Source organism: Sphingomonas colocasiae (assembly GCF_019880585.1).
GTDB classification, from domain to species: domain Bacteria; phylum Pseudomonadota; class Alphaproteobacteria; order Sphingomonadales; family Sphingomonadaceae; genus Sphingobium_A; species Sphingobium_A colocasiae.
In genome coordinates this window covers 92,779-117,171 of the sequence record NZ_JAINVV010000010.1, presented here as the reverse complement: position 1 = coordinate 117,171, position 24,393 = coordinate 92,779, and the positions used below count along the sequence as shown (strand labels likewise).

Annotated in this window: 20 protein-coding genes; 3 read left to right on the top strand and 17 right to left on the bottom strand. The window is 64.9% G+C overall.

Annotated features, from left to right (window positions below):
* The first annotated feature begins 5 nt into the window (after positions 1–5).
* Positions 6–848, top strand: a complete 843-nt coding sequence (locus tag K7G82_RS21545) for a fumarylacetoacetate hydrolase family protein (protein WP_222992012.1) — start codon at positions 6–8, stop codon at positions 846–848.
* Between the two features lie 117 nt (positions 849–965).
* On the opposite strand, the gene K7G82_RS21540 is transcribed toward K7G82_RS21545, so the two are convergent.
* From K7G82_RS21540 to K7G82_RS21495, 10 genes are all read right to left on the bottom strand, one after another.
* Positions 966–1,730, bottom strand: coding sequence for an IclR family transcriptional regulator (locus K7G82_RS21540; protein ID WP_222992011.1), 765 nt, complete (start codon positions 1,728–1,730; stop codon positions 966–968).
* Between the two features lie 99 nt (positions 1,731–1,829).
* Positions 1,830–2,666 carry an amidohydrolase family protein gene (locus K7G82_RS21535; RefSeq protein ID WP_222992010.1) on the bottom strand — a complete coding sequence of 279 codons (837 nt, stop codon included), beginning with the start codon at positions 2,664–2,666 and terminating at the stop codon, positions 1,830–1,832.
* A gap of 13 nt (positions 2,667–2,679) precedes the next feature.
* On the bottom strand, positions 2,680–3,930 hold the full coding sequence (locus K7G82_RS21530) for a right-handed parallel beta-helix repeat-containing protein (protein ID WP_222992009.1): 1,251 nt from the start codon (positions 3,928–3,930) through the stop codon (positions 2,680–2,682).
* Between the two features lie 30 nt (positions 3,931–3,960).
* Positions 3,961–4,689 carry an SDR family oxidoreductase gene (locus K7G82_RS21525; RefSeq protein ID WP_222992008.1) on the bottom strand — a complete coding sequence of 243 codons (729 nt, stop codon included), beginning with the start codon at positions 4,687–4,689 and terminating at the stop codon, positions 3,961–3,963.
* Entirely contained in the window at positions 4,686–5,888 is a 1,203-nt protein-coding gene (locus K7G82_RS21520) for a UxaA family hydrolase (protein ID WP_222992036.1), read from the bottom strand. The genes K7G82_RS21525 and K7G82_RS21520 overlap by 4 nt, the downstream gene beginning before the upstream one ends.
* 2 nt (positions 5,889–5,890) lie before the next feature.
* Positions 5,891–6,190, bottom strand: a complete 300-nt coding sequence (locus K7G82_RS21515) for a UxaA family hydrolase (protein ID WP_222992007.1) — start codon at positions 6,188–6,190, stop codon at positions 5,891–5,893.
* Entirely contained in the window at positions 6,190–7,782 is a 1,593-nt protein-coding gene (locus K7G82_RS21510; protein ID WP_222992006.1) for an alpha-L-fucosidase, read from the bottom strand. The genes K7G82_RS21515 and K7G82_RS21510 overlap by 1 nt, the downstream gene beginning before the upstream one ends.
* Before the next feature lie 25 nt (positions 7,783–7,807).
* Positions 7,808–8,587 carry an SDR family NAD(P)-dependent oxidoreductase gene (locus tag K7G82_RS21505; RefSeq protein WP_246623780.1) on the bottom strand — a complete coding sequence of 260 codons (780 nt, stop codon included), beginning with the start codon at positions 8,585–8,587 and terminating at the stop codon, positions 7,808–7,810.
* Positions 8,588–8,589: 2 nt separating this feature from the next.
* Positions 8,590–10,056 carry a sugar porter family MFS transporter gene (locus K7G82_RS21500; RefSeq protein WP_222992004.1) on the bottom strand — a complete coding sequence of 489 codons (1,467 nt, stop codon included), beginning with the start codon at positions 10,054–10,056 and terminating at the stop codon, positions 8,590–8,592.
* Positions 10,057–10,075: 19 nt separating this feature from the next.
* Positions 10,076–12,769, bottom strand: coding sequence for a TonB-dependent receptor (locus tag K7G82_RS21495; protein WP_222992003.1), 2,694 nt, complete (start codon positions 12,767–12,769; stop codon positions 10,076–10,078).
* A 159-nt stretch (positions 12,770–12,928) separates the two neighbouring features.
* Between K7G82_RS21495 and K7G82_RS30075 the strand changes: the two genes are divergently transcribed.
* Positions 12,929–13,060 carry a hypothetical protein gene (locus tag K7G82_RS30075; RefSeq protein WP_281423043.1) on the top strand — a complete coding sequence of 44 codons (132 nt, stop codon included), beginning with the start codon at positions 12,929–12,931 and terminating at the stop codon, positions 13,058–13,060.
* Between the two features lie 563 nt (positions 13,061–13,623).
* Here the strand turns inward: K7G82_RS30075 and K7G82_RS21490 are convergent.
* The 5 genes from K7G82_RS21490 to K7G82_RS21470 all read right to left on the bottom strand — a co-directional run bounded on the left by K7G82_RS21490 (position 13,624) and on the right by K7G82_RS21470 (position 19,843).
* Positions 13,624–15,012, bottom strand: coding sequence for a M20/M25/M40 family metallo-hydrolase (locus K7G82_RS21490; RefSeq protein WP_222992002.1), 1,389 nt, complete (start codon positions 15,010–15,012; stop codon positions 13,624–13,626).
* A gap of 276 nt (positions 15,013–15,288) precedes the next feature.
* Complete coding sequence (gene holA, locus K7G82_RS21485; protein ID WP_222992001.1) at positions 15,289–16,320, bottom strand: DNA polymerase III subunit delta; 1,032 nt, start codon at positions 16,318–16,320, stop codon at positions 15,289–15,291.
* A complete protein-coding gene (gene lptE, locus K7G82_RS21480; RefSeq protein ID WP_222992000.1) occupies positions 16,317–16,850 on the bottom strand; it encodes an LPS assembly lipoprotein LptE in 534 nt (177 codons plus the stop codon). Before lptE ends, holA begins: the two co-directional genes overlap by 4 nt.
* Entirely contained in the window at positions 16,847–19,345 is a 2,499-nt protein-coding gene (leuS, locus tag K7G82_RS21475; protein ID WP_222991999.1) for a leucine--tRNA ligase, read from the bottom strand. The genes lptE and leuS overlap by 4 nt, the downstream gene beginning before the upstream one ends.
* A gap of 9 nt (positions 19,346–19,354) precedes the next feature.
* Positions 19,355–19,843 carry a DUF3576 domain-containing protein gene (locus tag K7G82_RS21470; RefSeq protein ID WP_222991998.1) on the bottom strand — a complete coding sequence of 163 codons (489 nt, stop codon included), beginning with the start codon at positions 19,841–19,843 and terminating at the stop codon, positions 19,355–19,357.
* Between the two features lie 332 nt (positions 19,844–20,175).
* On the opposite strand from K7G82_RS21470, the gene K7G82_RS21465 reads away from it, so the two are divergent.
* Complete coding sequence (locus K7G82_RS21465) at positions 20,176–20,799, top strand: porin (RefSeq protein ID WP_246623772.1); 624 nt, start codon at positions 20,176–20,178, stop codon at positions 20,797–20,799.
* Positions 20,800–21,172: 373 nt separating this feature from the next.
* Here the strand turns inward: K7G82_RS21465 and K7G82_RS21460 are convergent, their stop codons facing one another.
* Both K7G82_RS21460 and K7G82_RS21455 read right to left on the bottom strand, forming a co-directional pair.
* Positions 21,173–21,802 carry a LolA family protein gene (locus tag K7G82_RS21460; protein WP_222991997.1) on the bottom strand — a complete coding sequence of 210 codons (630 nt, stop codon included), beginning with the start codon at positions 21,800–21,802 and terminating at the stop codon, positions 21,173–21,175.
* A gap of 187 nt (positions 21,803–21,989) precedes the next feature.
* Positions 21,990–24,314, bottom strand: a complete 2,325-nt coding sequence (locus K7G82_RS21455) for an FtsK/SpoIIIE family DNA translocase (RefSeq protein ID WP_222991996.1) — start codon at positions 24,312–24,314, stop codon at positions 21,990–21,992.
* Positions 24,315–24,393: the final 79 nt, after the last annotated feature.

The window sequence follows — 24,393 nt, the reverse complement described above, 5'->3', positions numbered from 1 at the left end:
AACCCATGAAATTATGCCGCCATGGCGAAGCGGGAGCGGAACGCCCCGGTATCGTCGACCCTGACGGAAATGTCCGCGATCTTTCGTCGCACATCGCCGATTTCGGCCCCGACCAGCTCGCGCCGGAAACGCTGCGCGCGATCGCCGCGATCGATGTGCACGCACTGCCCGTTGTGCCGGCAGGCGCACGACTTGGCGTGCCTTTCGCCGGCACGCGGCAGTTCATCGCGGTGGGCCTCAACTATTCGGATCACGCCGCCGAATCCGGCATGCCGATCCCGTCCGAGCCCATCCTCTTCACCAAGGGCGTGAGTTGCATCCAGGGACCGAACGACCCCGTCGTCATTCCGCGCGGATCGACCAAGACCGACTGGGAGGTCGAGCTGGGCGTGGTGATCGGCACCACGGCCTCCTATGTCAGCGAGGCGGATGCGCTCGACCATGTCGCCGGCTATTGCGTCGTCAACGACCTGTCCGAACGCGAATATCAGCTGGAACGCGGCGGCACCTGGGACAAGGGCAAGGGCTGCCCGACCTTTGGCCCGGTCGGCCCCTGGCTGGTGACGGCGGACGAAGCGGGAGACCCTCAGGCGCTGTCGATGTGGCTCGATATCAACGGCAAGCGGGTGCAGACGGGCAACACCGCGACGATGATCTTCGGCGTCGCCAATCTGGTGTCCTATATCTCTCAATTCATGACGCTGTTGCCCGGCGACATCATCACCACCGGAACGCCCCCCGGCGTCGGCCTGGGGCAAAAGCCTGAGCCCTGGTATCTTCGCTCCGGCGACGTCATCGAGTTGGGCATCGATCGGCTCGGCAGCCAGCGACAGGACGTGCGCGGCTAGAGCATTATCGCGTCGACCGTTTACGGTCGACGGCTCGCAAGATGTGGCCGCAAAAGACCAGAGCGTTTCCGCTCATCGTGGAAACGCTCTGACTATCCCGCAGCACGGCGGATGCGATCACAACCGGCTCGAGATCGCATCCGCCGTGCTGCGGATCATTTTCGCCGCTTCCGCCGGTGAAACCGGAACGCCGGCGCGCTTCATATAGGGAATGGTCAGCGCCGCCACCGCGACGCCGTTCTGCATGACGGGCGCGGACACGTCGGTGATGCCCGGCACGACCGAGCTGTCGATCGCCGCGAAGCCCGCCGACCTGATGTCCTCCAGCTTGACTTCGAGATCCCGGCGCGCCTTGGCGGACATGTCGGCGCCGTAGTCTTCGAACCAGCGCGCCTGCACCACCGGCAACTGGAACGCGGTCAGCACAAGGCCCGAGGTGGCGGCGAGAATTGGACGACGGTGCCCGATACGAACGACAAGCCCGAGATCCGCGGGCGGATCGATGCGGGCGATGACCACCATCGAATCTTCGGACGGTACGACCAGATGGCAGGATTGCTGCGTCGAATCCGCCAGTTCGTGCATCATCGGCATCGCGATTTCGAGCAGCCCCTTGAGCGGCGGCCGCTCCATTCCGAGCAGGAACAGGTGGTTGGTCAGCAGATAATGATCGGTGCCGGGCGCCCGCTCCAGATAGCGTCGCCGCTCGAGAACATGCAGCATGCGAAAGATCTCGCTCTTCGAACGTCCGACCGCTTGCGAAATCTCCGACAAACCCATCGGGCGCGGCGCGCTCGACAGCAGTTCCAGAATATCGAGGCCCTTTTCCAGCGCGGGCGCGTGATACGCGGTCCCCTTCTCCTTCGTCTTACCGTTGGGCATTCTCTGCTTCTCTCTCTCGCGGCACCGGATATGCAAATCTGACGCCGGACGACTTAGGCATCATGCGAGCGAAAGGGCAATGGCTGATGCGATTGCGTCTCAAAGCCGGTAGACGCGCTCGGCGTTACGGCGAAAGAATTTGTCCCTGTCCATCGCGCTCCAGTTGGCGGTGAGCGCATCGGCGAGCCTGAACCATGCCATATAGCCCCCCGCCACTTCGCTGACCGGCCAGTCGCTGCCGAACATGATCCGATCATGCCCGAACGCCTCGGCGGCGGTGCGGGCGTACCACAGGATCTCGTCGGGCACCCAGCCCGTCCAGTCGGCTTCCGTGATCAGGCCGGAGATCTTGCAGACCACGTTGGGCAACGCCGCCATGTCACGCATCCGCGTGGCCCAGGGCTCGCGCATGGCATCGGCGATGCCCGGCTTGGCGCAATGATCGAGGACGAACGCGCCATCCGGGCACCGCCGGACCAGTTCGATCGTCTCGTCGAACTGGCTGTGCTTGAGGCACAGCTCGAAATGCAGGCCATGTCGGTGCACCGCACGTACGCCGGCGACGAAGCGGTCCCTCAGGGCGAAGCCGGGCGGGTTGTTCTGGATATTGTCCCGTACGCCGCGCACCAGCGGCATCGCGACGAGTGCGTCGAGCGTCTCGCCGGCGGCATCGTCGAGCAGCGAGCAGCGCGCGACGATGCCCTGGATGCGCGGATCGGTCTCCGCGAGGCCCGCCACCCATCGCGCTTCGTCCAGGGAACATCGGGCGTGCGCATCGCATTCGACGAAGACCATCCGTTTGACCGGAACCCCGGCGGATGCCCGCTGGTAGTCCGCCAGGTGAAAGCTCCGGTCGAACGGTGATCCGGGCTCGATCCACGGATAGTGCAGCCGATCGACATCCCAGAAATGCGCATGGGTATCGACGACGTGCATGCCCGGGCTTCCCTCAGAGGTTGTTCGCGACGACCTTGTTGACGCCGGTCGCGCCATTCTCAAGCCCACCGGCCAGATTGCGGCGCATCTCGTTGCCGACGATCATGTAATTGTCGGTCGCGCCCGGCGCGATATGGATGCCGTAGGCCTGATGGTTGCCGAAGCCGTCCGCCTGCCCGATCATGTTGCCCATGATCTGGAAATCGCTAACGCCCGCCGCGACGTTGACGCCGTAATAGCGCCTTGGCGCGCCGCGTGAATTGCCGGTGATCGTCGAATCCTTGATCGTCAGGTTCTTCGCGCCCTTCTCGACCAGAATTCCGTCCGCGCCATTATTGTAGATGCGCGAATCCGTGATGCTGAGGCCATCGGCATCCTTCACCTGAATACCGTATACGGCGGCGGTCGCCGACCAACTGTTGGTCAGCCGCATGGACTGGGCCGACTGGAAGTTCCAGCCGACCCCGTTCAACGTGTCGGCCAGGCAATTGGTGAAGAATCCGAAATTCGGCGGCACCTTCTTCTGCGTGTTCTGAAACAGGAAGCCGGTGTGCCCGCCGGTGACGTTCACGTTGATCGCATAGATGCCGCCAACCCCGGTATCGAAGACGGCGCCCGCCGAGCTGGTGCTGTCGTCATACTGATTGATCTCGACGTCCGACAGGAACACATCCCCGACCTCGGTGAAGTAGAGGCTTTGCTTGCTGGCATAGGTGATCACGCTGTCCTGCACGAACACCTGATTGCCGTCATTCACCCAGATGCCGGTGCTCATGAACGCGTCGGTGGCGGCGCGACCGATGTTGAGCTGCTGGAAATAGGTGCGCCAGCAATTGTCGCACAGGATGCCGAAGCCGGTGGGGTTGGGCGTCGAATAGATCATCTCCATGTCGCGGATCTGGATCTTGTCGATCGGATTGCCGTCGTTCGAGATGTGGAGGATGTGCGCGCTGCCGTTGGTCTGGACGATCGTGGTGGTGGCGCTGCTGGTGCCGTAGAGGGTGGTGTTGTTGTTGGCGATCCGGAGCTGGCCGGTGATCCGGTAGGCACCGGTGGGCAGATACACCGCCTGACCGCTTCCCGCCGCGCGGTTGATGCAGGCCTGGATCTTGTCAGTATCGTCCGCGGCGCCGTCACCCTTCGCGCCGCAATCGACCTTTACGTTGAGGTCGCGCGTCTGTGCCTGCGCCATCGCGGGTGCCATGCCCACGACCAGCAACGCCCCCAGAAGCGAGCCGAGGCCGGCTTGAACTATTTTCGTCATCGTCAGGTCCCCTCTCTTCTCGTGATCGGATCAGATCGACCAGCCACCATCGACCAGGATGCTCTGCCCGGTCATGAACGCGGATTCGTCCGAGGCGAGGTAGAGCGCGAGCGCGGCGATCTCCCCCGCCTGCCCGAGCCGCCCCATTGGCTGGCGAGCCTTGAACGCCGCCAGCGCGGCGTCGAAATCGCCGGTCTCGCGCAGCCTGTCGTGCAGCGAAGGTGTCTCGATCGTGCCGGGGCAGATCGCGTTGCACCGGATTCCCCGCGTCACATAGTCGGCCGCGACCGACTTGGTCAGCCCGACCACCGCCGCCTTGGACATGCCGTAGGCGCAGCGATTGGGTGCCCCCTTGGGCGCGCCGACGACCGAGGCCATGTTGATGATCGATCCGCCACCGCGCTCCAGCATCGCAGGCAGGAAGGCGCGGATCAGGCGGAACATCGCGGTCACATTGACGTCGAGCGAAAGCGACCAATCCCGATCGGAGCAATCAAGTACGGTTCCGCCGACGACCACCCCCGCGCAGTTGAACAGGATATCGACCCCATCGATGCGGTCCCGCAACGCGTCGATCGCCGCGGCGTCGGTCACGTCGAGGACCACGGGCAGGCAATCGTCCAGTCCGTCCAGCGCGTCCGCATTGCGGTCGCTGGCCAGCACCGTGGCCCCCTCGCTCGCGAAAAGCCGCGCCGCGTGGCGGCCGATCCCCTGCCCCGCGCCGGTGACAAGCGCGGTCTTGCCCGCTAGCCGGGTCATCGATTTCCCCTTGGATGACAGGCCGGGCCGACCGCTTCGATCGACTTGTAGCCCAGGATGAATTCTCGGTGGCCCAACGCCTCCGACTTGGTTTGCCCGCCACGCGCGACCGCGAGCACCAGATCGAACAATTCGGTGCCGAGATCGTCGAGGGTCGCTTCGCCCAGCATGATGCGTCCGGCATCGACGTCCATGTCGTCCCGCATTTTCGCGTAGGTCTCGGGATTGCCGGTGATCTTGATCACGGGGGCGATCGCCGAGCCGACCACCGAGCCGCGCCCGGTGGTGAACAGCGTCAGATGGGCCCCACACGACATCAGCTCGACGATCTCGGCATTGTCCGAAATATTCGGAAAGCCGAAGCGCGGCGGTTCGGCCGGGACGACATCGAGCAGATAGAGGCCGGGCAGGTCGGGCTGCTGCGTCGGACGGATCACGCCGTCGATCGGCCGGCTGCCCGACTTCACATAGGCGCCCGCCGACTTCTCCTCCAGGGTCGAGAGCCCGCCCTCGGCATTGCCGGGCGAGAAACTGCCATAGCCCATCGCGCGATAGTAGTTTTCGGCATTCTCGATCGAGATCCGGATCGCCTCGGCAACCTGCGCATTGGCGGCGCGAATGCCCATCGCCCCCTCGCACCCGATCATCTCCCCCGTCTCCTCGAAGATGCAGGTAGCGCCCGCATCGATCAGTCGATCGAAGGCACGTCCCACCGCCGGATTGGCCGCGATCCCGCTTGTCCCGTCCGATCCGCCGCAGATTGTGCCGATCGACAGTTCCGACATGTGCATCGGCACACGCATCTCGAGCACCCGCATTTCCGCCTGCACGCGCCGCACCGCCTGCAGCGCGGAGTCGATTCCAGAGCGGGTGCCGCCCGCCTCCTGAATCACCACCGTCTCGACCGGGCGCCCACTGGCGACGATGCTGGCGGACAAGCCCTCGCGGTCGAACCCCTCGCAGCCCAGGGAAACCAGCACCGCTCCGCCCACATTGGGATGGGTCGCCAGCGCCTTCATCATGCGCAGCGCATAATCATTGGGATAGCAGCCCGGAAAACCCAGCAGATGCACATCCGGATCATCCGCCCGATCCACGACGCGGCGCGCGACATGATGCGCGCATTCGACGAGATAGACGACCGCGACGACGTTGCGGATGCCCTTGCGGCCGTCGGCTCGAAGATAGCCGTCGCCGATGATCATGAACGTGCCCTCGCGTCCCGGGTATGGGTGGAAATATAATTGCTCTTCAGATTGTGGAGGTGGACCCACTCGCCGGGCTGGACATTCGCCGTCGCGGACCCGATCGCCATGCCGTACTTCACCACCTCGGCGCCCGACGGGATGAAACGGCGCGCGATCTTGTGCCCCAGCGGCACGTCCGAGCACGCGACGGCCTCGTCGCCTTCCATCGTCAGCACCTCCCCGGCGCGGACATTGCGACGGGTGACCGCCACATTATCCGCCGGGGAAAGCACGATCGCCGCCGGCTCATGCATCAGGCGCGCTTTCCGCCCTTGCGGATCAGCCCGCGCAGTTCCTTGAGCACCGTATAGGATTTCGGGCCGATCGTGCCGTCCTGATAAATGCCGACACCCAGCGTCACCGGCGCGCGATCGCGCTGGCAGAGCCGGATATACTCGGCCAGTTGCTGCGCCGAGTAGAGCGGCGGCTCCATCTCCATATTCTCGGTGACATGGAACCAGGGCGCGTCGAGCTTGATCGCCGAATGCGCCTGCAGCCCGGCGGCGGGGCCATCCTTCAGGTACCGCGCGCCGAACGGCTTGGCGGGCAGATCGGTGATTTCTCCACACCAATAGTCCTGGCACTCGACCTCGTTCGGAAAAGCCCAGCCGTTGAACGAGGACATGCAGTCCCTGTTGCCGCTCTTGATGGCGCGATCGATCGCCTCATTGGGCAGGTTGGGATAGCTTTCCATGGTCTGGAACCAGGAATCGAGCCACCAGCCCTTCACCTTGGCGCCATAGCGCGCGCCGAACTCGTTGAAGACCTCGATCAACTGCGCGGCATATTCCGCTTCGCTGAAGGTCGGCGTGTCGATCGCGCGCTGGTGCTGCTGGATCAGCCGGCCCGTACCGGGACAGTTCTGATACAGCATCAGCTCGATCCGGTACTTCGCCAGCTCGTCGGCCAGTTCCATGATCAGATCCCGCCTGGTGGTCATGCCGGGGTGCAGCCGCTCCCACGACTTGATCGGCGCGGGGCAGGTCGGGTTGCCGTGATTGACGGTCCAGATCAGGTAGCGCGCGCCGCAATCATCGACCATCTTCGCGATCTTCTTCACGTCGAGCGCGTTGACGGCCTCCTCATAGGACTTGCGCGGACCGCTGCGCGGCGTGGTCAGATCGAGGAAGTGGAACCACATGCCGTAGCCGGCATCGGCGAACCAGTCGGTGTTGGCGCGATTGGCGCGCTGGCGCCGCGTGGCGGCCTCGACCTCGGCGAGCTTCGCCACCGGCGTCAGCTCCACCGAACGCAGACGAAAGGCCTCCTTGCCCTTGGGCGCGGTCACCTGGAGCTTCACGACATTGACGCCGCGCACCAGATCGACTTCGCCTTCCACCGGCTTGCGCTCGAACAGATAATATTCGCGCATGCGCCAGAAGCCGTCGGTATCGGGATCGCCCGGATCCTCCACCGGCCCTTCAGGGTGCGGGATGAAATAGCCCTTGGTGACCGGGGCCGCGAACCGCAGATCCTGGCGGCCATTCACCGTGATGGTCACGGGCTGACCCGCGTTCACCGTCGAATAGCACAGGCCGATGCGATAGCGGCCCGGCTCGGTCACGTTGAAGTTCCAGACGATCTCCCCCGTACCGAGGAACGGGAGCATCATCTCCAGTTCACCAACCCCAAAGCGGATATCGCCGCCGCGAAACACCGATTTTTCAGGATAGAGACGGATGATCGGGTTGAGCGTGTCGATGCCCGTCAGCGGCGATGGCGCCGCGGACCCACCCACGGGTGCAGCGGAAGCCGATCCGCGCGTGCCCGCCGCCAACACCGGCAGGCTGGAGGCAGCCGCGACCGCGACACCGCCGCGCAGAAAATCCTTCCGTGTCAGTTTCATGCCCAATCCCTCCTGAAAATCTGTGTCACTGCGCCCAGCCGCCCTGGGCCATGATCCCGCCATCGACGGTCACGCATTCGCCGGTCATGAAGGACGCGCCGTCGCTGGCGAGGAAGGCGACGACACGCGCCAGTTCCTCGGGCCGGCCGAAGCGCTTCATCGGATAGGCGTCGCGCAGCCGGGGGATGTACGTCTTGTCCGCAATCCCTTCCTCGACCTGGCGCATCAGCGGCGTATCGAAGGTGCCGGGCGCGATCGACAGGACACGGATATTGCGCTCGGCATATTCCAGCGCGAGCTGCCGGGTCAGCGAGAGCACAGCCCCCTTCGATGCGGCATAGGCGGCCGCGCCCTTTTGCGACTGGATGCCCTGCACGCTGCCGGTATTGAGGATGACGCCACCGCCCTTGGCCAGCATCTGGGGGACGCAGCGCTTGGTCATCCAGAAGAACGACTTGACGTTGACCGTCAGGATCGCGTCCCAGATCGCATCGTCGAGTTCATGCGCGGGGACGTAGCTCGACGCTGGCTGGATGCCGACATTGTTGCAAAGCACGTCGACACCGCCCAGTTCCGCCGCCCTGGCGGCGAGCCGGTCGCATGTCTCGGCCTCTCCCATGCTGCCGGGCACGAAATGGATCGCGCCGTCGAGGCCCGCCGCTTCCGCGATCAGCGCCTGCCCCGCATCGGGATCGAGATCATTGACCACGACCTGCGCGCCCAGCCGCGCGAATTCGAGCGAGAAGGCCTTGCCGAGCCCCCCGGCGCCGCCGGTGACGATGACGGTCTTTCCGGTGAAATCCATGCTCACGCTTCGCTCCTTCCGGCCTTGCCGCCGTTCCACAGGGTCAGAATATCCTCGAGCGGCAGGCCGCGGGTTTCGGGCAGCTTCGCGAGCACCACGACGAACTGGATCGCGAGGAACACCGCGCAGCCGAGGAACATCGCCGAGACGCCGAAGCTGTCGCGCACCACCGGGAAGGCCTGGTTGATCGCGATGTCGGTGATCCACACCGCCACCGTCGCGACACCCATCGCCCGCGCGCGGATGCTGGTCGGGAAGATCTCGGAAATGACGATCCACTTGATCGGCCCAAGCGAGAAAGCGAAGAAGGCGACGAAGGCGCAGAGCAAGGCGATGATGATCGCCCCGTCATTCACACCCATCGAAAAGCAGATGCCGGTCGCCGCGAGCGCCAAGCCGGCCCCGGCGCAGCCGACGAGCAACACCGGCCGCCGTCCGAAACGGTCGACGACGAACAGGGAGAGCACCGTGAAGCTGGCAAGGACGACGCCGATAACCGCATGGCCGCCGAGCGAGGAACCAGCCGAGATGCCCGCGCGCTCCAGGATCGTCGGCCCGTAATACATCACCACGGTGATGCCGCTGAGTTCCGAGAAAACCGCCAGGAACACGCCCAGGAGCAGCGGCCGGCGCAGCACGCCACGCCACCATTGGCCCGCCCCCACCTGTTCGGCGCGAATCGCCTGGTCGATCTGCGCGGCCTCGGCGTCCGCCGCCGTCTCGCTGCCGCGCAGCCGGGTCAGCACTGCCCTTGCGCGCGCGGACTTTCCGGTGAGTGCGAGCCAGCGCGGGCTTTCCGGCACCAGCAGGGCGAGACCGAAGAACAGCATCGAAGGCACAAGCTGCGTCAGGAACATCCCGCGCCACGCTTCGGCGACGAGCAGCCAATGCCAGAACCCTGTGCCCGCAGCGGCATCGCTCGCGAGCGCGAAGTCGAGCAACACCGCGTTCGTCACCATCGCGGTGACGATGCCGATGCAGATGGTGAGCTGGAACAACGACACCAATCGTCCGCGCATCGCGGGCGGCGCGACCTCCGAGATATAGAGCGGCGAGACGATCGAGGCGACGCCGACGCCGAGGCCGCCGATGATCCGGCCGATGATCACCCAGTCCGCGCTGCCCGCCAGCGCGCAGACCACCGCGCACAGGCCGAGCAGCAGGCCCGAGATCAGCATCACCGGCTTGCGCCCCAGGATATCGCACAGCCGCCCCGCGATCAGCACGCCCGCGGCGCAACCGAACAGGCCGGACGTGACGAACCATCCCTCCATCACCGCGCCGAAGGCGAATTGCGCCTTCACCAGCCCCAGCGCACCGGCGATGACGACGGTTTCATAGCCGAACAGGAACCCGCCCATCGCGGACACCAGGCTCACCAGTGTCACGTAAAGCAGATTGCCATTGCCGAAAGCCGCCGCCGGATCATCCGGCGCTGGCGCGTCTATCACGGGTTGGATGGCCGCCACGATCTTCTCCTCTCGCTCGTCAGAAGTTGGCGCGCACACCGAGCGTGAAACGGCGCCCGCTCAACTCGTAGAGACGCGTGATACCGTAGCGATTGGTTTGCCGCAGCGCCGACTCGGTGACGTTGATCACCCAGGCGTTGAGGCTGATGTTCGGCGTGATCCGGTAATTGGCCGCAAGGTCGAGCTGGCCATAGCCTTCGGTGAAGATGCCGTCCCCGAAGAAGCTCAGCGGGTCCTGCACCCAGCGGCTGCGGTAATTATAGCCGGCATGCACGCTGAAGGTGCCATCGTCATAATAGGCGCCCAGATTATAGGTGTCGCTGGAAATGCCGGTGAGTGGCACGGCGGGCGAACCCTGATTGAGCACCACCGAGCCATACCAGATATGCGTCCAGTTCGCCCGGATCCCGGTCTTGCTCAGGAAGCCCGGCAGGAAGGTCAGCGCATGCTGATAGCCGATTTCGAGCCCCTTGATCGTGGTGGTCTCCGCGTTCACCGGCTGTGCGACCGAGAGCGTGATGTCGCGGATCTCGCCGCTCGGATGCATCGCGACGGTCGCGTTCTGGTCGCTATAGTTGGTGAGCACCAGGTTCTTCACTTCCTTGAGGAAGACCGCGGCGCCAAGCATGTTCTGGTTACCGAAATACCATTCGAACGAGAGATCGAGCTGATCGGAAAGATAGGGCTTCAGGTTCGGATTGCCGCGGGTCAGCGTGCCGCGCCAGATCGTTCCGGCAGGCGGCGGACCGGAAGAAGCATTGGGGCTGCTCGCCTGACCGAGCAGGTTCATGTCCGGCCGCTGCATCACGCGCGCCGCCGCGAAGCGGACGAGCAGGTCGTTGCCGATCTGGTAGCGCGCGTTCAGCGAGGGCAGGACATAGGTATAGTCATGCTTCTGCGAGAGCAGGTCGGCCGCGCTGTAGCTCAGCGAGTTCGGACCACCGAACAGACCATAGACCAGCGTCGCGCCGGGGGCCGGAATATAGCCCGAGGAGGCCTGTTCGGTCCGCACGGCGCGTACGCCGAGATTGGCCTTGAACAGATCGTTGCCGCTGGCGAAATCGAAACGGACATAGCCGGACTGCGACTTTTCGGTGATGCTCGTGGTCCGCGTCAGCGCCTGTTGCGGCGGGTTGAGCGCCACAAGCGTGTCGAGCGGGTAGTCGGCGAACAGCTTGTCGAGATCGACCGTCAGGAAGGTACGCGGAAACTGCGCCGGTCCGTCATAGCTCGCGAAATAATTCGGGTTGCGGTTGACGGTCAGATACGGGGTCATGTCCGCCGGAAGACCGACCGCCGAGTTGGTCATGTTGTTGGGCGTGGTCGCGAGCGTCCGCTCCTGAATGTTCACGCCGAACTTGACCGCGCGCAGCCAGCCGCGCTCGAAATTGCGGGCGACGTCGATCTTGCCGTTCCAGATCTCGTCGGTGGTCGGCTCCTTGTAGGGGCCCTGGACGCCGAAGAAATAGTAGCTCGACGGATCGAGCGGATTGAAGCCGTTGTAGAAACCGAAGCTGAGCGGGCCGCCCGGATCGACATTGGCGTCATAATAGAGGCTCGCGCCGGGCGAGCGCGTGGCCCAGGACACGAAGGTCTGCGTCGCCTCCTCCTTGGCGCGGCCATAAGAGGCTTCGCCGGAGATCGCCCAGTTGCCGAGCGTGAGCTTGGTCGACAGCGCGGTCGAGTGGGTTTCCTGCAAGAACGAATAGCGGTTCGCCTGGACCCAGGCGAAGACGTTGGTGCCGCGCCAGGCGGTCTGCACGCCATTCTCGTCAACCGTCGATGTGCTGGTCGGCGACGGACCGAGAGCGCCGGCGCCGGTGTACCAGTTATTGCCTTGGCTCATGTCGTATTTCTGCGAGAGCCGGGAATAGATCGTGTCGAGCTTGATCTCGAAATTGTCGGTTGGCCTGAACTGGATCGCGCCGGTCGCGCTGCGGCGGCGATTGCTGCCGACCAGATCGTTCTGATGGATGCCGAACACGCGATATTGCGTGCCGGGGCCAGCATAGGTGCCGTCCGGCACGACGCCGTCGGTGCTGAAGTTCTGGCTGTTGAACGCACGATCATTCCAGTCGAGCGCAACGCTGATGCCCAGCTTCCCGTCGAGGAAGGTATCGCTGTAGAGCGCGGCGATGTGGGGATCGACGCCGCCATCGAGCTGCTGGTCATAATTACCCTCGGCGCTGACCACGATCTTGCGGCTGCCGACGGAGAGCGGATCGATCGATTGCATGTTGACGGTCGCCGCGAGGCCACTCTCGATAAGGTCGGCGCTCGGTGACTTGTAGACGTCGACACGGCTCGCGAAGTTCGAGGTGAGCACCTGGAAATCGAACGCGCGGGTTCCTGAAGCGCTCGGCATCTGCCGGCCGTTATAGAGCGTATTGGTGAATTTCGGATCGAGGCCGCGCACGCTCAGGAACTGGCCCTCGCCCAAGGTGCGGGTGATCTGGACACCAGTCACGCGCTGAAGCGACTCGGCAATGTTCTGCTCTGGATATTTGCCGATGTCCTCCGCGGCGATGCCGTCGCTCACCACATCCGCCGAACGCTTGTTGGCGAGTGCACGCGCGATGGATGCGGCGTACCCGGTGACGACCACCTCCGGTTCCTCCTGGCTGACGTCCGCGCTCGTATCCGCCTGCGCGGATGCCGTCGGCGTCCAAAGGGCGGCGGCGGCGATCGCCGACCAGCCTGCCGTTCCAACCATGGCAGCACGCAACTGAGACAGAACCCCGTGATTACCCATCATCCCCTCCAGCGGTTCGTTGACCGTGAAGCGCATGTGCCATCAGTGATACACCGTGTCAATTATGAAACGAAATCATGTGTGGCGCGTCGATACCTCCGGGGCTGAAGAGGTGCCGGGATGCAGAAATTCGCTTTCGTCCACGCCAGTATCGGCAATCACTTCAGCCTCGAACGCCACCTCGTCAGCCGTCAACTCTACAAGGAACGCCACTCGGCCGTACTCGCGGGTTGGCGGAACATCGCTGCCTGAAAGGCCGGCCTGCCGGTCCGACAGGCGCCCAGTGGCAAATCTTGGCGAGCTAGGCCGCCAGCTTCAAAGACCGGGGGACCATCAGCTGGAGAGCGGGTCGCGCAAGACTGACAGCTCCATGACGGCATCTGATTCACCAACTCTGGCGGCCCAACGACCGCTGCTTAGATCTGCTCGATTCTGTCAGGATTTCTGTCAGGATTTTTCTTTCAGCCGGATTCTGCATTTGCTAAGGTTGGAAAATCCGCAGATTTCTGCGGGTCTCGGGAAGGTTGAGACGTCGTCAAATGGTGACATGCTGGTTTTTGGTACCGGCATTCGCAGGTTCGAATCCTGCCGCCCCAGCCAACCGAGTCCGTGGGATTCGGTTCCAGCGCAGTATTGCGACCAATCCTGACGGATATCCGGATAAACCCGGCCGGCCGCAGCCAGGCCGGGTTTGACGGTCAGGCACCTGCTGTCCGGCTGACGGCGGCGGCCATCCGGCACGGCGGTACGGACAGAAATCGAGACCGAACCTTCGCGAACAATCCGCGCGACATCCGGGGCCGCATGCCGCGCCCCTATTTTCGGGTACCGCTCAGACCCACGGCCAGATCATGGACATGGTCGATCGCTTCGTAAAAGGCCTTTACCGGCAGCCGTTCGTTGAGGCCGTGGAAGAAGACGTCGCTGGGCTTCATGAACACGCCCGAACTCGCGAAAGTCGGCATGCCCTTGGTGCGATAGATCATGCCGTCGGTGCCGCCCGCCTCCAGATACGGCGTAATCGGAATGCCGGGATAACGGGCATGGATCGATTTGGTGATCGCGGCCATGACATCGGGTCGCGGATCGGAAACCGGGCTGACGACCGGATTGCCGATCACTTCGATTGCCACGGCGGTGTTGCCGGCCGCCTCCGCCAGGCGCGCCTTGACGCCTTCGATCGTCTCACCCGGATAGATGCGGCAATTGACGGTCGCCTTCGCGCGTTGCGGCAACGCATTTTCAGCATGTCCGGCATCCACCATGGTCGCGACGCATGTGGTGCTGATCTCATAGGCGACGCTGGGATCGGCCATCAGATAAGCGGCGGCTTCGGTATCCTTCGGATTCTCGGCGAAGCGGGACATCATCATCCCCTTTTCGCCGGGCGCGGACTTGGCTGCGAGGCGTAGCGTGGCGCGCGTCAGCTCATTGGCCTGAGCGGGGAATTTCAGCCCCCGGATGCCGTTCAGGACATCGGCCATCTCGTAGATCGCATTGTCGTTACGCGGCCGGCTGCTGTGGCCACCGGGGTTGCGGAGGGTCAGCGTATATGTCGCATAGGTCTTCTCGGCGCCCTGGACGCCATAGGAAGTCGGTTTGCCCTGCTCGTCGAGCGTGCCACCCCCGGCATCGGTGTTGATCACATATTCGGTGCCCTTCACCCATTCATGATCGGCGATCAGGCGGGTCGTCTCCATGCCGGTCTCCTCATCGCCGACAAAGGCGAAGACGAGCGCGCGGCCGGGCACGACCTTGTCCGCCTTCAGACGCAGGATGGTGGAGACGAGCGCGGCAACGCCCTGCTTGTTGTCACCGGTACCACGGCCGAAGAAATAGCCATTTTCCTCGATCAGCTTGAACGGGCTGCGCTCCCAATCCTCGGGCCGGGCATCGACCACATCCATATGGGCGGAGAACATGATCTTGCGCGTCGATCGGTCGCGGCCGGGTACACGCACCAGCAGGGCCGCGGTCTCCTTGTGCGGGACGATCACGATGTCCTCGGCCGGAACTCCGCCTGCCTTCAGCGTGTCGGCGATATAGGCGGCCATCGCCGGAACCTGACCATGATCCTTGGCGGTACGGTAGGAGATCAGCTTTTCGTAGATATCCCTTGCCTGGCGCTGATAGGGCTTATCCTGCGCCATGGCCGGGGCAGCGAGTGCGGCAAGCGAGACGAAGCCGGCGAAAGTCTTGAACATATAGGGATCCCCTGATGCGATCTTTGCGAAGAGGATGGGGCGGAAAGCCCTCACCCTCAAGCGATTTTCCCGGCAAGCCTGGTCGGTTCGGGTACAATCTGAAGCGTCAGCAATTTGATGGCGCAGTTGATGGCCCCGGCCGAGTTTCCTCGCCCCGGCTATTTGTTGTCACATCGTTTTCCAGGGAACCCGGTTCTCATTTTCCGCACGATGCGCCAGCCGATCCCGGGATTGCCAGGAAACACAACGAAGCCGCCCGGGACCTCTCCGAACACGTCAGCGCGCGCGTTGCGCGGCGCGGCTGATCGCGACGAACTCCGCTTCGACGGCGGCGACGCCCAATGTTCCCGAGGATTTCATGGCGCGCTCCGCATCCAGCAGCCGCGATTGCGCGGTGGCGAGGCGATCGATGTTCCAACGCTGAAGCTGACGCTGGATCGACGCCTTCTCCTTCCAGAAGATCGCCTTGCCCGCCGCCGCCATCACCGAATCGACGCTGTTGCCCTGTTCGACATCGGCGCGAAGCTGGCAAAGCAGCTGCGCGCGTTTCATCACCGCGCGGATCAGCGGAATCCCTTCGATGCCGACGCTGCCGAGCCGCGCCATTTCCGCCGCCGCCGCCCCCGGATCACCGCCCATCACCGCATCGACCAGACGCGACATGTCGCCCTCGTCGGCATCGGCCGACAGCGCGTCGAGCGCGGCATGATCGAGATCGGCGGGGCGATCGGGCGCCGCATCGAGATAGATGGCCAGCTTCTCGATCTCGCGCGCCAGCACCGCGCGGTCGTTATTGGCGGCGCCGGCCAGCCGCCGCGCCACTTCGGCCGAGGCGAGCCGCAATCCGGCATCGCGCGCCATCGCCTGGGCCAGCCGATCGGCATCCTGCCCTTCCGGCGCGTAGCTGGCGAACGCCATGATCGCTGGTTCGGCCAGCGCGCGCTTGAGCAGCGCGCTCGTGCCCTTGAGTGCGCCGGCGATGGCGACCACGGGATTGCCGGCGACGGCGGCGGTGAGCAGCGCGTCGACCGCCGGCACGCAATCATCGGCATTGGCGATAGCGACGCGGATGTGCCGCGCCCCGCCGAACAGGGAAATCGAAGCGGCCTCGTCCGCCAGCCGCGCGGGATCGCCCTTCAGCGCCGCCGAATCGAGATCGATGCGCTCGGCCTCCGGCCCCATGGCGCGTTCGATCCGTTCCGCCAGCGCACGCGAGCCCGCCTCGTCCGGACCGTGGAGCAGGAACAGTCGGATATCGGCGGGCGGCGCGTCGAGCGCCCGTTCGATCTGGCCCTTATTGGCCTTCACGGCTGCTGTGGGGGCGACGCCTCGCCGGTGCGCCGCGCATAGAGCGCGAGCCGGGCGACGATCTGATCGGCGATCACCTGCGACAGGTTTTCGAGCGCGGTATTCTCCGCCGCGATCGTCGCATATTCCGAACTGACGATGTCGATGCCGGCGTCCGACCCCGCCGTCGCGTCGAGCACGACGGTGCCCCGCCCAGCTTCAACCAGTTGATAGCGCGCCCGCAACGTCCGCCGCTCACGCGTCACCGAATCGTCGGCGCGGATGCCGAAGCCGGTGATCTGGTCGTCGAGTTCGATCTTCAGCCGATAAGTGGGCGCGCCCTTCGGCATCGCGGCCAGCCGATCGACGAGCGCGTTGCGGACCAGCCAGCCCGCCTTGCCTTCGATCGGCGCGACCTCGACCCCGCCAAGTGCCTGCGCCACCGCGCCGCGCGAGCCGCTCGAATAAAGCGGCCTCAATCCGCAGCCCGCCAGCGTGAGCGAGGCCAGCAGCAGCGGCCCGATCAGCAGCGAGGCGCGCGCGCGTCTCATGCGACGAGATTGACCAGCCGGTCGGGCACGACGATCACCTTTTTCGGCACCGCACCATCGAGCTGGCGGACCACATTGGGTGCCGCGAGCGCGAGCGTTTCCAGCGTCGCGCGATCGGTGCCCTTGGCGACGGTCAGCGTGTCGCGCAGCTTGCCGTTGATCTGGACGGCGATGGTCACTTCGTCATCGACGAGCAATGCGGGATCGACATCGGGCCAGGCGGCATCGGCCACCAGCCCGTCCTGCCCCAGCTTCGCCCAGCCTTCTTCCGCCAGATGCGGCACCATCGGGGCGACGAGCCGCACGATGGTGCGGATCGCGTTCGCACGCGATGCCGAGGGCTTCGCCTTCTCGATCGCGCCAGTCAGCTCGTAAAGCTTGGCGACAGCCTTGTTGAAGCCGAGCGATTCCACGTCTTCGGCGACGCCGGCGATCGTCTTGTGCAGCTTGCGATCGAGTTCGCGATCCTCGCCCTCGGCATCCTCGATGCCGTCGATCTGGCGCCACAGCCGGTTCACGAAGCGCCAGGCACCCTCGATGCCCGACTCGCTCCACGGCAGGTCGCGCTCGGGCGGGCTGTCCGACAGCATGAACCAGCGCACCGCATCGGCGCCATATTGATCGACGATCGGGCCGGGATCGACGGTGTTGCGCTTCGATTTGGACATCTTCTCGACACGGCCGGGCGTCGCCGCCTCGCCCGTCTCAACGATGACCAGACGGCCGTCGCGCTTCTCCACCTCGTCGGGCGCAAGCCAGCGGCCATCGGGCGCCTTGTAGGTCTCGTGCGTCACCATGCCCTGCGTGAACAGACCGGTGAACGGCTCCTTCACGTCGATCAGGCCGACGCGCTGGAGCGCGCGCGTCCAGAAGCGCGCATAGAGAAGGTGCAGGATCGCATGCTCGACCCCGCCGATATACTGGCCGACAGGCAGCCAGCTTTCCGCCGTCGCGCGGTCGAACGGCCGGTCGCCGGGCTGGCTGGCGAAGCGGATGAAATACCAGCTCGAATCGACGAACGTGTCGAGCGTGTCGGTCTCGCGCCGGGCCGGCTTGCCGCATTTCGGGCAATCGACATGCTTCCAGGTCGGATGCCGGTCGAGCGGATTGCCCGGAATGTCGAAGCTGACATCATCGGGCAAGGTCACCGGAAGCTGGCTCTTGGGCACCGGCACCACGCCGCAGCCTTCGCAATGGATGAAGGGGATCGGGGTGCCCCAATAGCGCTGGCGCGAAACGCCCCAGTCGCGCAGCCGCCACACCGTGGTGCCCTTGCCCCAATGCTCGTGCTGCGCGCGAGCGATCACCGCGGCCTTGGCCTCTTCCACCTCCATGCCGTTCAGGAAGTGCGAATTCACCAGACGGCCGGGGCCGGTATAAGCCTCTGTGCCGATCTCGCCATGATCGCCATCGGGCGCGACGACGCGGACGACGGGCAGATCATATTTCCGCGCGAAATCTAGATCGCGCTGGTCGTGCGCCGGCACGCCCATCACGGCGCCCGTGCCATATTCCATCAGCACGAAATTCGCGACGTAGAGCGGCAGGTGCAGGTTCGGATCGAGCGGATGCGTGACGCGCAGGCCGGTGTCGAAGCCCTTTTTCTCGGCGGTCTCGATATCGGCGGCGGCGGTGCCGGTGCGCTTGCACTCCTCGATGAACGCCTGGAGCTGCGGGCTGTGCGTCGCCAATTCCTGCGCGATCGGATGATCGGCGGCGATCGCGGTGAAGCTGGCGCCGTAGATCGTGTCCGGCCGCGTCGAGAACACCTCGAAGCCGCCGGGCCGGCCGACGAAATGGAAGGTGATCCGCATGCCGCGGCTCTTGCCGATCCAGTTCTCCTGCATCAGCCGGACCTTGTCGGGCCATTGATCGAGCGTGCCGAGCCCGGCGAGCAGGTCGTCCGCGAAGTCGGTGATCTTCAGGAACCACTGGCTGAGCTTGCGCTTCTCGACGAGCGCGCCCGAGCGCCAGCCCTTGCCGTCGATCACCTGTTCGTTGGCAAGCACGGTCTGGTCGACCGGATCCCAGTTGACCGCCGATTCCTTGCGATAGACGAGGCCCGCCTCGTACAGATCGATGAACAGCGACTGTTCATGCCCGTAATAATCGGGCTCGCAGGTCGCCAGCTCGCGGCTCCAGTCGAGCGCGAAGCCCAGCCGCTTGAGCTGCGCCTTCATCGCCTCGATATTGGCGCGCGTCCAGCTGCCCGGATGAACCTTGCGCTCCATCGCGGCATTTTCGGCGGGCATGCCGAAGGCGTCCCAGCCCATCGGATGGAGCACTTCCATGCCACGCATCCGCCGGAAACGCGCAAGCACGTCGCCCATCGTATAGTTGCGGACATGGCCCATATGGATGCGCCCCGACGGATAGGGGAACATCTCGAGCACATAGGATTTCGGTTTCGGCGAAGCGTCGTCGGCGCGGAAGGTCTGCCGTTCGTCCCAGACCTGTTGCCAGCGCGCATCCGCGGCGAGCGGGTTGAAGCGCATGGAGCTGGATTATCCCTGGATCGCGCTGCGCCTCAGGTCGCGCGCCTTAGTGAGGATGATCTCCTCCAGCTTCTGAACAGTCGCCGCCTGGGTGGGGGCATCGACCCAGCCGCTACCCTGGCTCACCTGGCGCGCGGCCGAGACGCGCAGCGCATCGGCGCGCAGATCCTGATCGAGGATGGTAACGGTCACCTTCATCCGTTCCGACGGATTCTGCGGATTGGCATACCAGTCGGTCACGATCACACCGCCGTTCGAATCGGTCTGCAGCAGCGGCATGAAGGACAGCGTGTCGAGGCTGGCGCGCCACAGATAGCTGTTCACGCCGATCGTCGTGACCTTCGACGCCGCCAGATCGGCGCGCTTGGCATCGGACAGCGAATCTTCGGATGCACCGATGCCGAACAGTCCCTTGCTGAGATCCTTCTTGATCGCAGTGCAGGCGGAGAGCGAAGCGGCAAGGGCGATCGCGATCGCGATGCGGGACGGGCGGGCCATGTGAAAATCCTGATATACGCGGGTATTTGAACCGGGCCGTTATAGATGCTCCGGCGTCGCCCGCAAGCGCGCGTTTGACGGCCCGATTCGGCGGTTTCAAGGCCCGATCAGGCGCGTGCTGTGTGCGATGTGCAACAGATGACCAAAAAAGGACGCGAAGCGCTGGAAAATTCCGGCGAGAGCATGATATGGGCGAAGCCAAGCAGAGGATTGCCCATCAAATGGTCGCGAGTCGCACAGTATTGGGAGGAATAGGCGCAGCCATCGCTGTCGCCGGCCTCTTGCTGTCGCCCGCGATCGTCGCCGCCCGTGAAACCGCAGAAAATGGCTCAATGCCGCGGGTTTCGTTGAGCGCGCGTGGCGGGGTCGGCTCGTTCACGCCGGCCGCCGCAGACCCGAAACTGGCCGCCTTGCTCGCCCGGACATCCTTGTCCGGCGGGAGCTTCCGATTCACCCCTTCGGGCGAATCGGGCAAGAGCCGCCAGGTCACCGTGGCCGTCCGCGCGCGGAGCGTGACGCTGGGCATGAGCTCCGCGCTTACCCTGCGCACCGACGCGCCGACGATCGCATCGCTTGGCGTGACCCCGTCCGCCTATAATCTCGGCGCCTCGATCGGATGGAAGCGTTTCGCGCTTTCGGGCGACGTCGCGCGGATCGATACCGGCCTGGCACCGGGCAGTCGCGAGATCGTAAGCGCGGGCGCAAGCTATGTCGCACCCAAATGGGTCGGCCGCGTGCAGGTCGATGCCGATCGCGGCATCGGCGGGCAACCGCATATGATCACGCCTGAGAAGAGCTATTCGCTCGATGTCGGCGGCAGCTATCGCCTGACGCGCAATCTGGATGTCACCGCCGGCGTGCGTTACCGCATGGACGAGCGTGACCGCCTCCAGCCGCTGTCCGACAATCGCCGCGACAGCCAGGCGGTCTATCTCGGCACCGCCTTCCGTTTCTGACGGTCAGGGCGGTCGATTTTTCCGGACAATCGATCTTAAACGGTCAATTCAAATGCGTCGGCCCGGATTCGGGCCCGGAAATTCATGAGCACAGGGAATCGGCGGTTCCTGACCATGGCCCGAGCGCGCACATCCATCCCACCGGGTTCACGAGCCATCCCGGCCAGCGCATCGATCGTCAATATCGTGAGGCCCAGAACGCCAAAGGCCCCCGCTCCGGGGGCGTGGAGCAGGGGCCGACCTGGCGTTCGTCACGCGAGGCTGGATGAGGGCTGCCAACCAGGCAACAGGGGGGAAATCCCGATCGGGTCTGCCCACATCCGCAGCATCATCAATAGCGGGGCGTACCTGTCGCCAGCATGAATGATTTTGTTCAGGGACGGCCGATCGGCCGCCGCGGATCGCTCCATTTGAACGCATTGTCGGATACAGGCACGTTGAAACGCTGGTCGCTGAGCCGGACCGAGGTGCGATTATTCTGCGAATCCAGCGCCACCCAACCCTGCAGCATCAATCCGCCGGGCGCCGACGCGTTGCGCGCGAAGGCCAGCGTCAGCGTGCCGAATTCAGGGCGCTTGGGATCGCGCGCTTCGACCAGCACGATGCGATCGTCGGCGGTCTGCACGATCTTGGCGACGCTCGCGATATCCTTTTTGGGATTGAGCAGCACGCCCAGCGGCGAATTGCCGACAGGCCAGCGCTGCACCTGGCGGACCTGATAGTCGATCATGGTCAGCGACTTGCCGTCGCCGACGATCAGCAGCGGGACGCCCTTTTCATATTGGAAACGCACCTTGCCCGGCCGCTTCATGGTAAGCTGCCCGGTCAGGGCCTTGCCCGCACGATCGGTCTGGACGAAATTGGCGGTCATGCTCTCCACCGCCTGGAGATGCGTGGAAACCCTGTCGAGATCGCCCGGCGCCGCGACGACCGCAGGCGCGATCAGCGCGGCAGCGGCCAGCGGCGCAAGGGTGAGGGCAAAGGCAAGACGACGGCGAAACATCAAAAACTCCCGATCGATTCCGGCCCGGATTGCCGAACGCGCCTTGAATGCGGGGTGAACCCCCTCGGTTCCGCGAATAGCCGCACAGCGCTCTAGGGGCGTTCCGGTTCGGATTGAAGACTCCGGATTCCGCCGATTTGTCGCGGAGCCCGAGCCGGCCGGTGAGCCCACCCGCCTCGGAACCACTCTAAAGCGGCCGGCCGTCGGTATCCATCAACACGTCGCGACGCCCGACATGATCGGGACGGGAGACGAGATTCTCCTTCTCCATCCGCTCGATATGCCGTGCGGCGCGATTATAGCCGATGCGCAGCTGGCGTTGCAGCCAGCTTGTCGACGCCTTCTGGCTTTCGGCGACGAGCTGCACAGCCTTGCGATATTCCTGCTCTTCCGGGCTGTCGTCGCCGGTCGGCGCGCCATCCAGCGCATAACCGCCGTCCTCCGGCTCCTCGGTGACCGCCTGGATATATTCGGGCGTGCCCTGCGCGCGCCAGTGATCGGCGACGCGCAGCACTTCCTCGTCCGACACGAAGGGGCCGTGGACGCGTGCGATCTGCTTGCCGCCGGGCATGTAAAGCATATCGCCCTTGCCCAGCAGCTGCTCGGCGCCCTGCTCGCCCAGGATGGTCCGCGAATCGATCTTGGAGGTGACGGCGAAGCTGATCCGTGTAGGCAGGTTCGCCTTGATCACGCCGGTGATGACGTCGACCGACGGGCGCTGCGTCGCCATGATCAGGTGGATGCCGGCGGCGCGCGCTTTCTGCGCCAGCCGCTGGATGAGGAATTCGACTTCCTTGCCCGCGGTGATCATCAGATCGGCCAGCTCGTCGACGATGACGACGATCTGCGGCAGCGGCTGATAGTCGAGTTGCTCTTCCTCGTAGATCGGCTGGCCGGTTTCCGAATCATAACCGGTCTGGACACGGCGGCCGAGCCTTTGCCCCTTGGCGCGCGCGGTGCGCACCTTGTCGTTGAAGCCGGCCAGCCCGCGCACGCCGACCGAAGCCATCATCCGATAGCGTTCCTCCATCTGCTCGACCGCCCATTTGAGCGCGCGCACCGCCTTTGCGGGGTCGGTGACGACGGGAGACAGGAGATGCGGGATGCCCTCGTAGATCGAGAGTTCCAGATGCTTCGGATCGATCATGATCATCCGGCACTGATCCGGGCTCAGCCGGTAGAGCAGCGACAGGATCATGCAGTTGAGGCCGACCGACTTACCCGATCCGGTGGTGCCCGCGACCAGCAGATGCGGCATCGGCGCAAGATCGGCGATCACCGGATCGCCCGCGATATTCTTGCCGAGGATCAGCGAGAGCTGCGCGGTCTGATCCTGGAAATTGGACGAGGTGACGAGTTCGTGCAGCGAAACCGATTCGCGATTCTTGTTGGGCAGCTCGATGCCGATCACGTTGCGGCCAGGAATGGTCGCGACACGCGCCGACAGCGCGGACATGTTGCGCGCGATATCGTCGGCAAGCTGGATGACGCGGCTGGCCTTGATGCCGGCGGCGGGCTCAAGCTCGTACATGGTCACGACCGGGCCGGGGCGAACCTCGACGATCTGGCCCTTGACGTGGAAATCGTCGAGCACGGTCTCGAGCAATCGCGCATTGCGCTCCAGCGCGGCCTTGTCGAGCACGGTGCCGGTTGAGGGCGGTGCCGGCGTCAGCAGATCTCCGCCCGGCAGCTTGTAGCGGTCACGCAGGTCGAACGACGCCTGGACAGGCGGCTGGGGCGCCTTTTCCGGTTCGGGCGGCGGGCGTTTGCCCGGCAGCGAGATGATCGGCGGGCGGCGCTCCTCGGCGGTCTGGACCTTGCGCGGCTCGGGCTTGCGCGCCGGCTCGCGCACCAGCACCTCGGCATCGCCGTCATCATCGGCATAATCCTCGTCGCCGGGATCGCGGCGGCGGAACAGCCAGGCGCGCTCCTCGTCATCGAGCCCCAGGCTGCGCGCCCAGATGACGATACCGGCAAGCGCGAAAGCGAGACCGGCCGCGAAACGCGTCCAGCCCTGCGCGGTTTCGTCGGGAATGAAGCCCAATGCCCATTCGGTGGCATTGGCGCCGGCAAGACCGAGAGCGCCACCGAAGCTGCCGGGCAGATAGGGTACCGCGTCAGCGCGGAACAGCGCCAGCGCCACCGCCGCCAGGACGATGCCAAGCAGCGCGCGCAGTAGCATCGACCGCCATTCACCCACGGGAACACCGCGCCACAGCCGCGTCGCGAAGATCACCGGCAGGGGCACGACCAGAATCACGGCGGGGCCGAAGATCCAGAGCAGCAGGTCCGACGTCCAGGCACCGACGCCGCCGACCAGGTTGCGCGCCGGCCCGCCCGCGGCCGTCATCATCGACGGATCGCTGGGGCGATAGCTGGCCAGCGCCAGCACAAGCAGCAGCGCGAGCAGCCCGAGCGCCAGCGCGCCCGCCAGCGCGCTGCTGCGCACGGCGCCACGCTTCATCGTTTCCCGCCAAATCGGCACGGACTTGGTCCCGCCTCGGCTCGCCATGCGACCCCCTACGCCGCGGAACGGCCTTGTCCCGCGACGGCACAATGCCTTTTTGCGGGACTCTGCGTCAAGAGTCCCA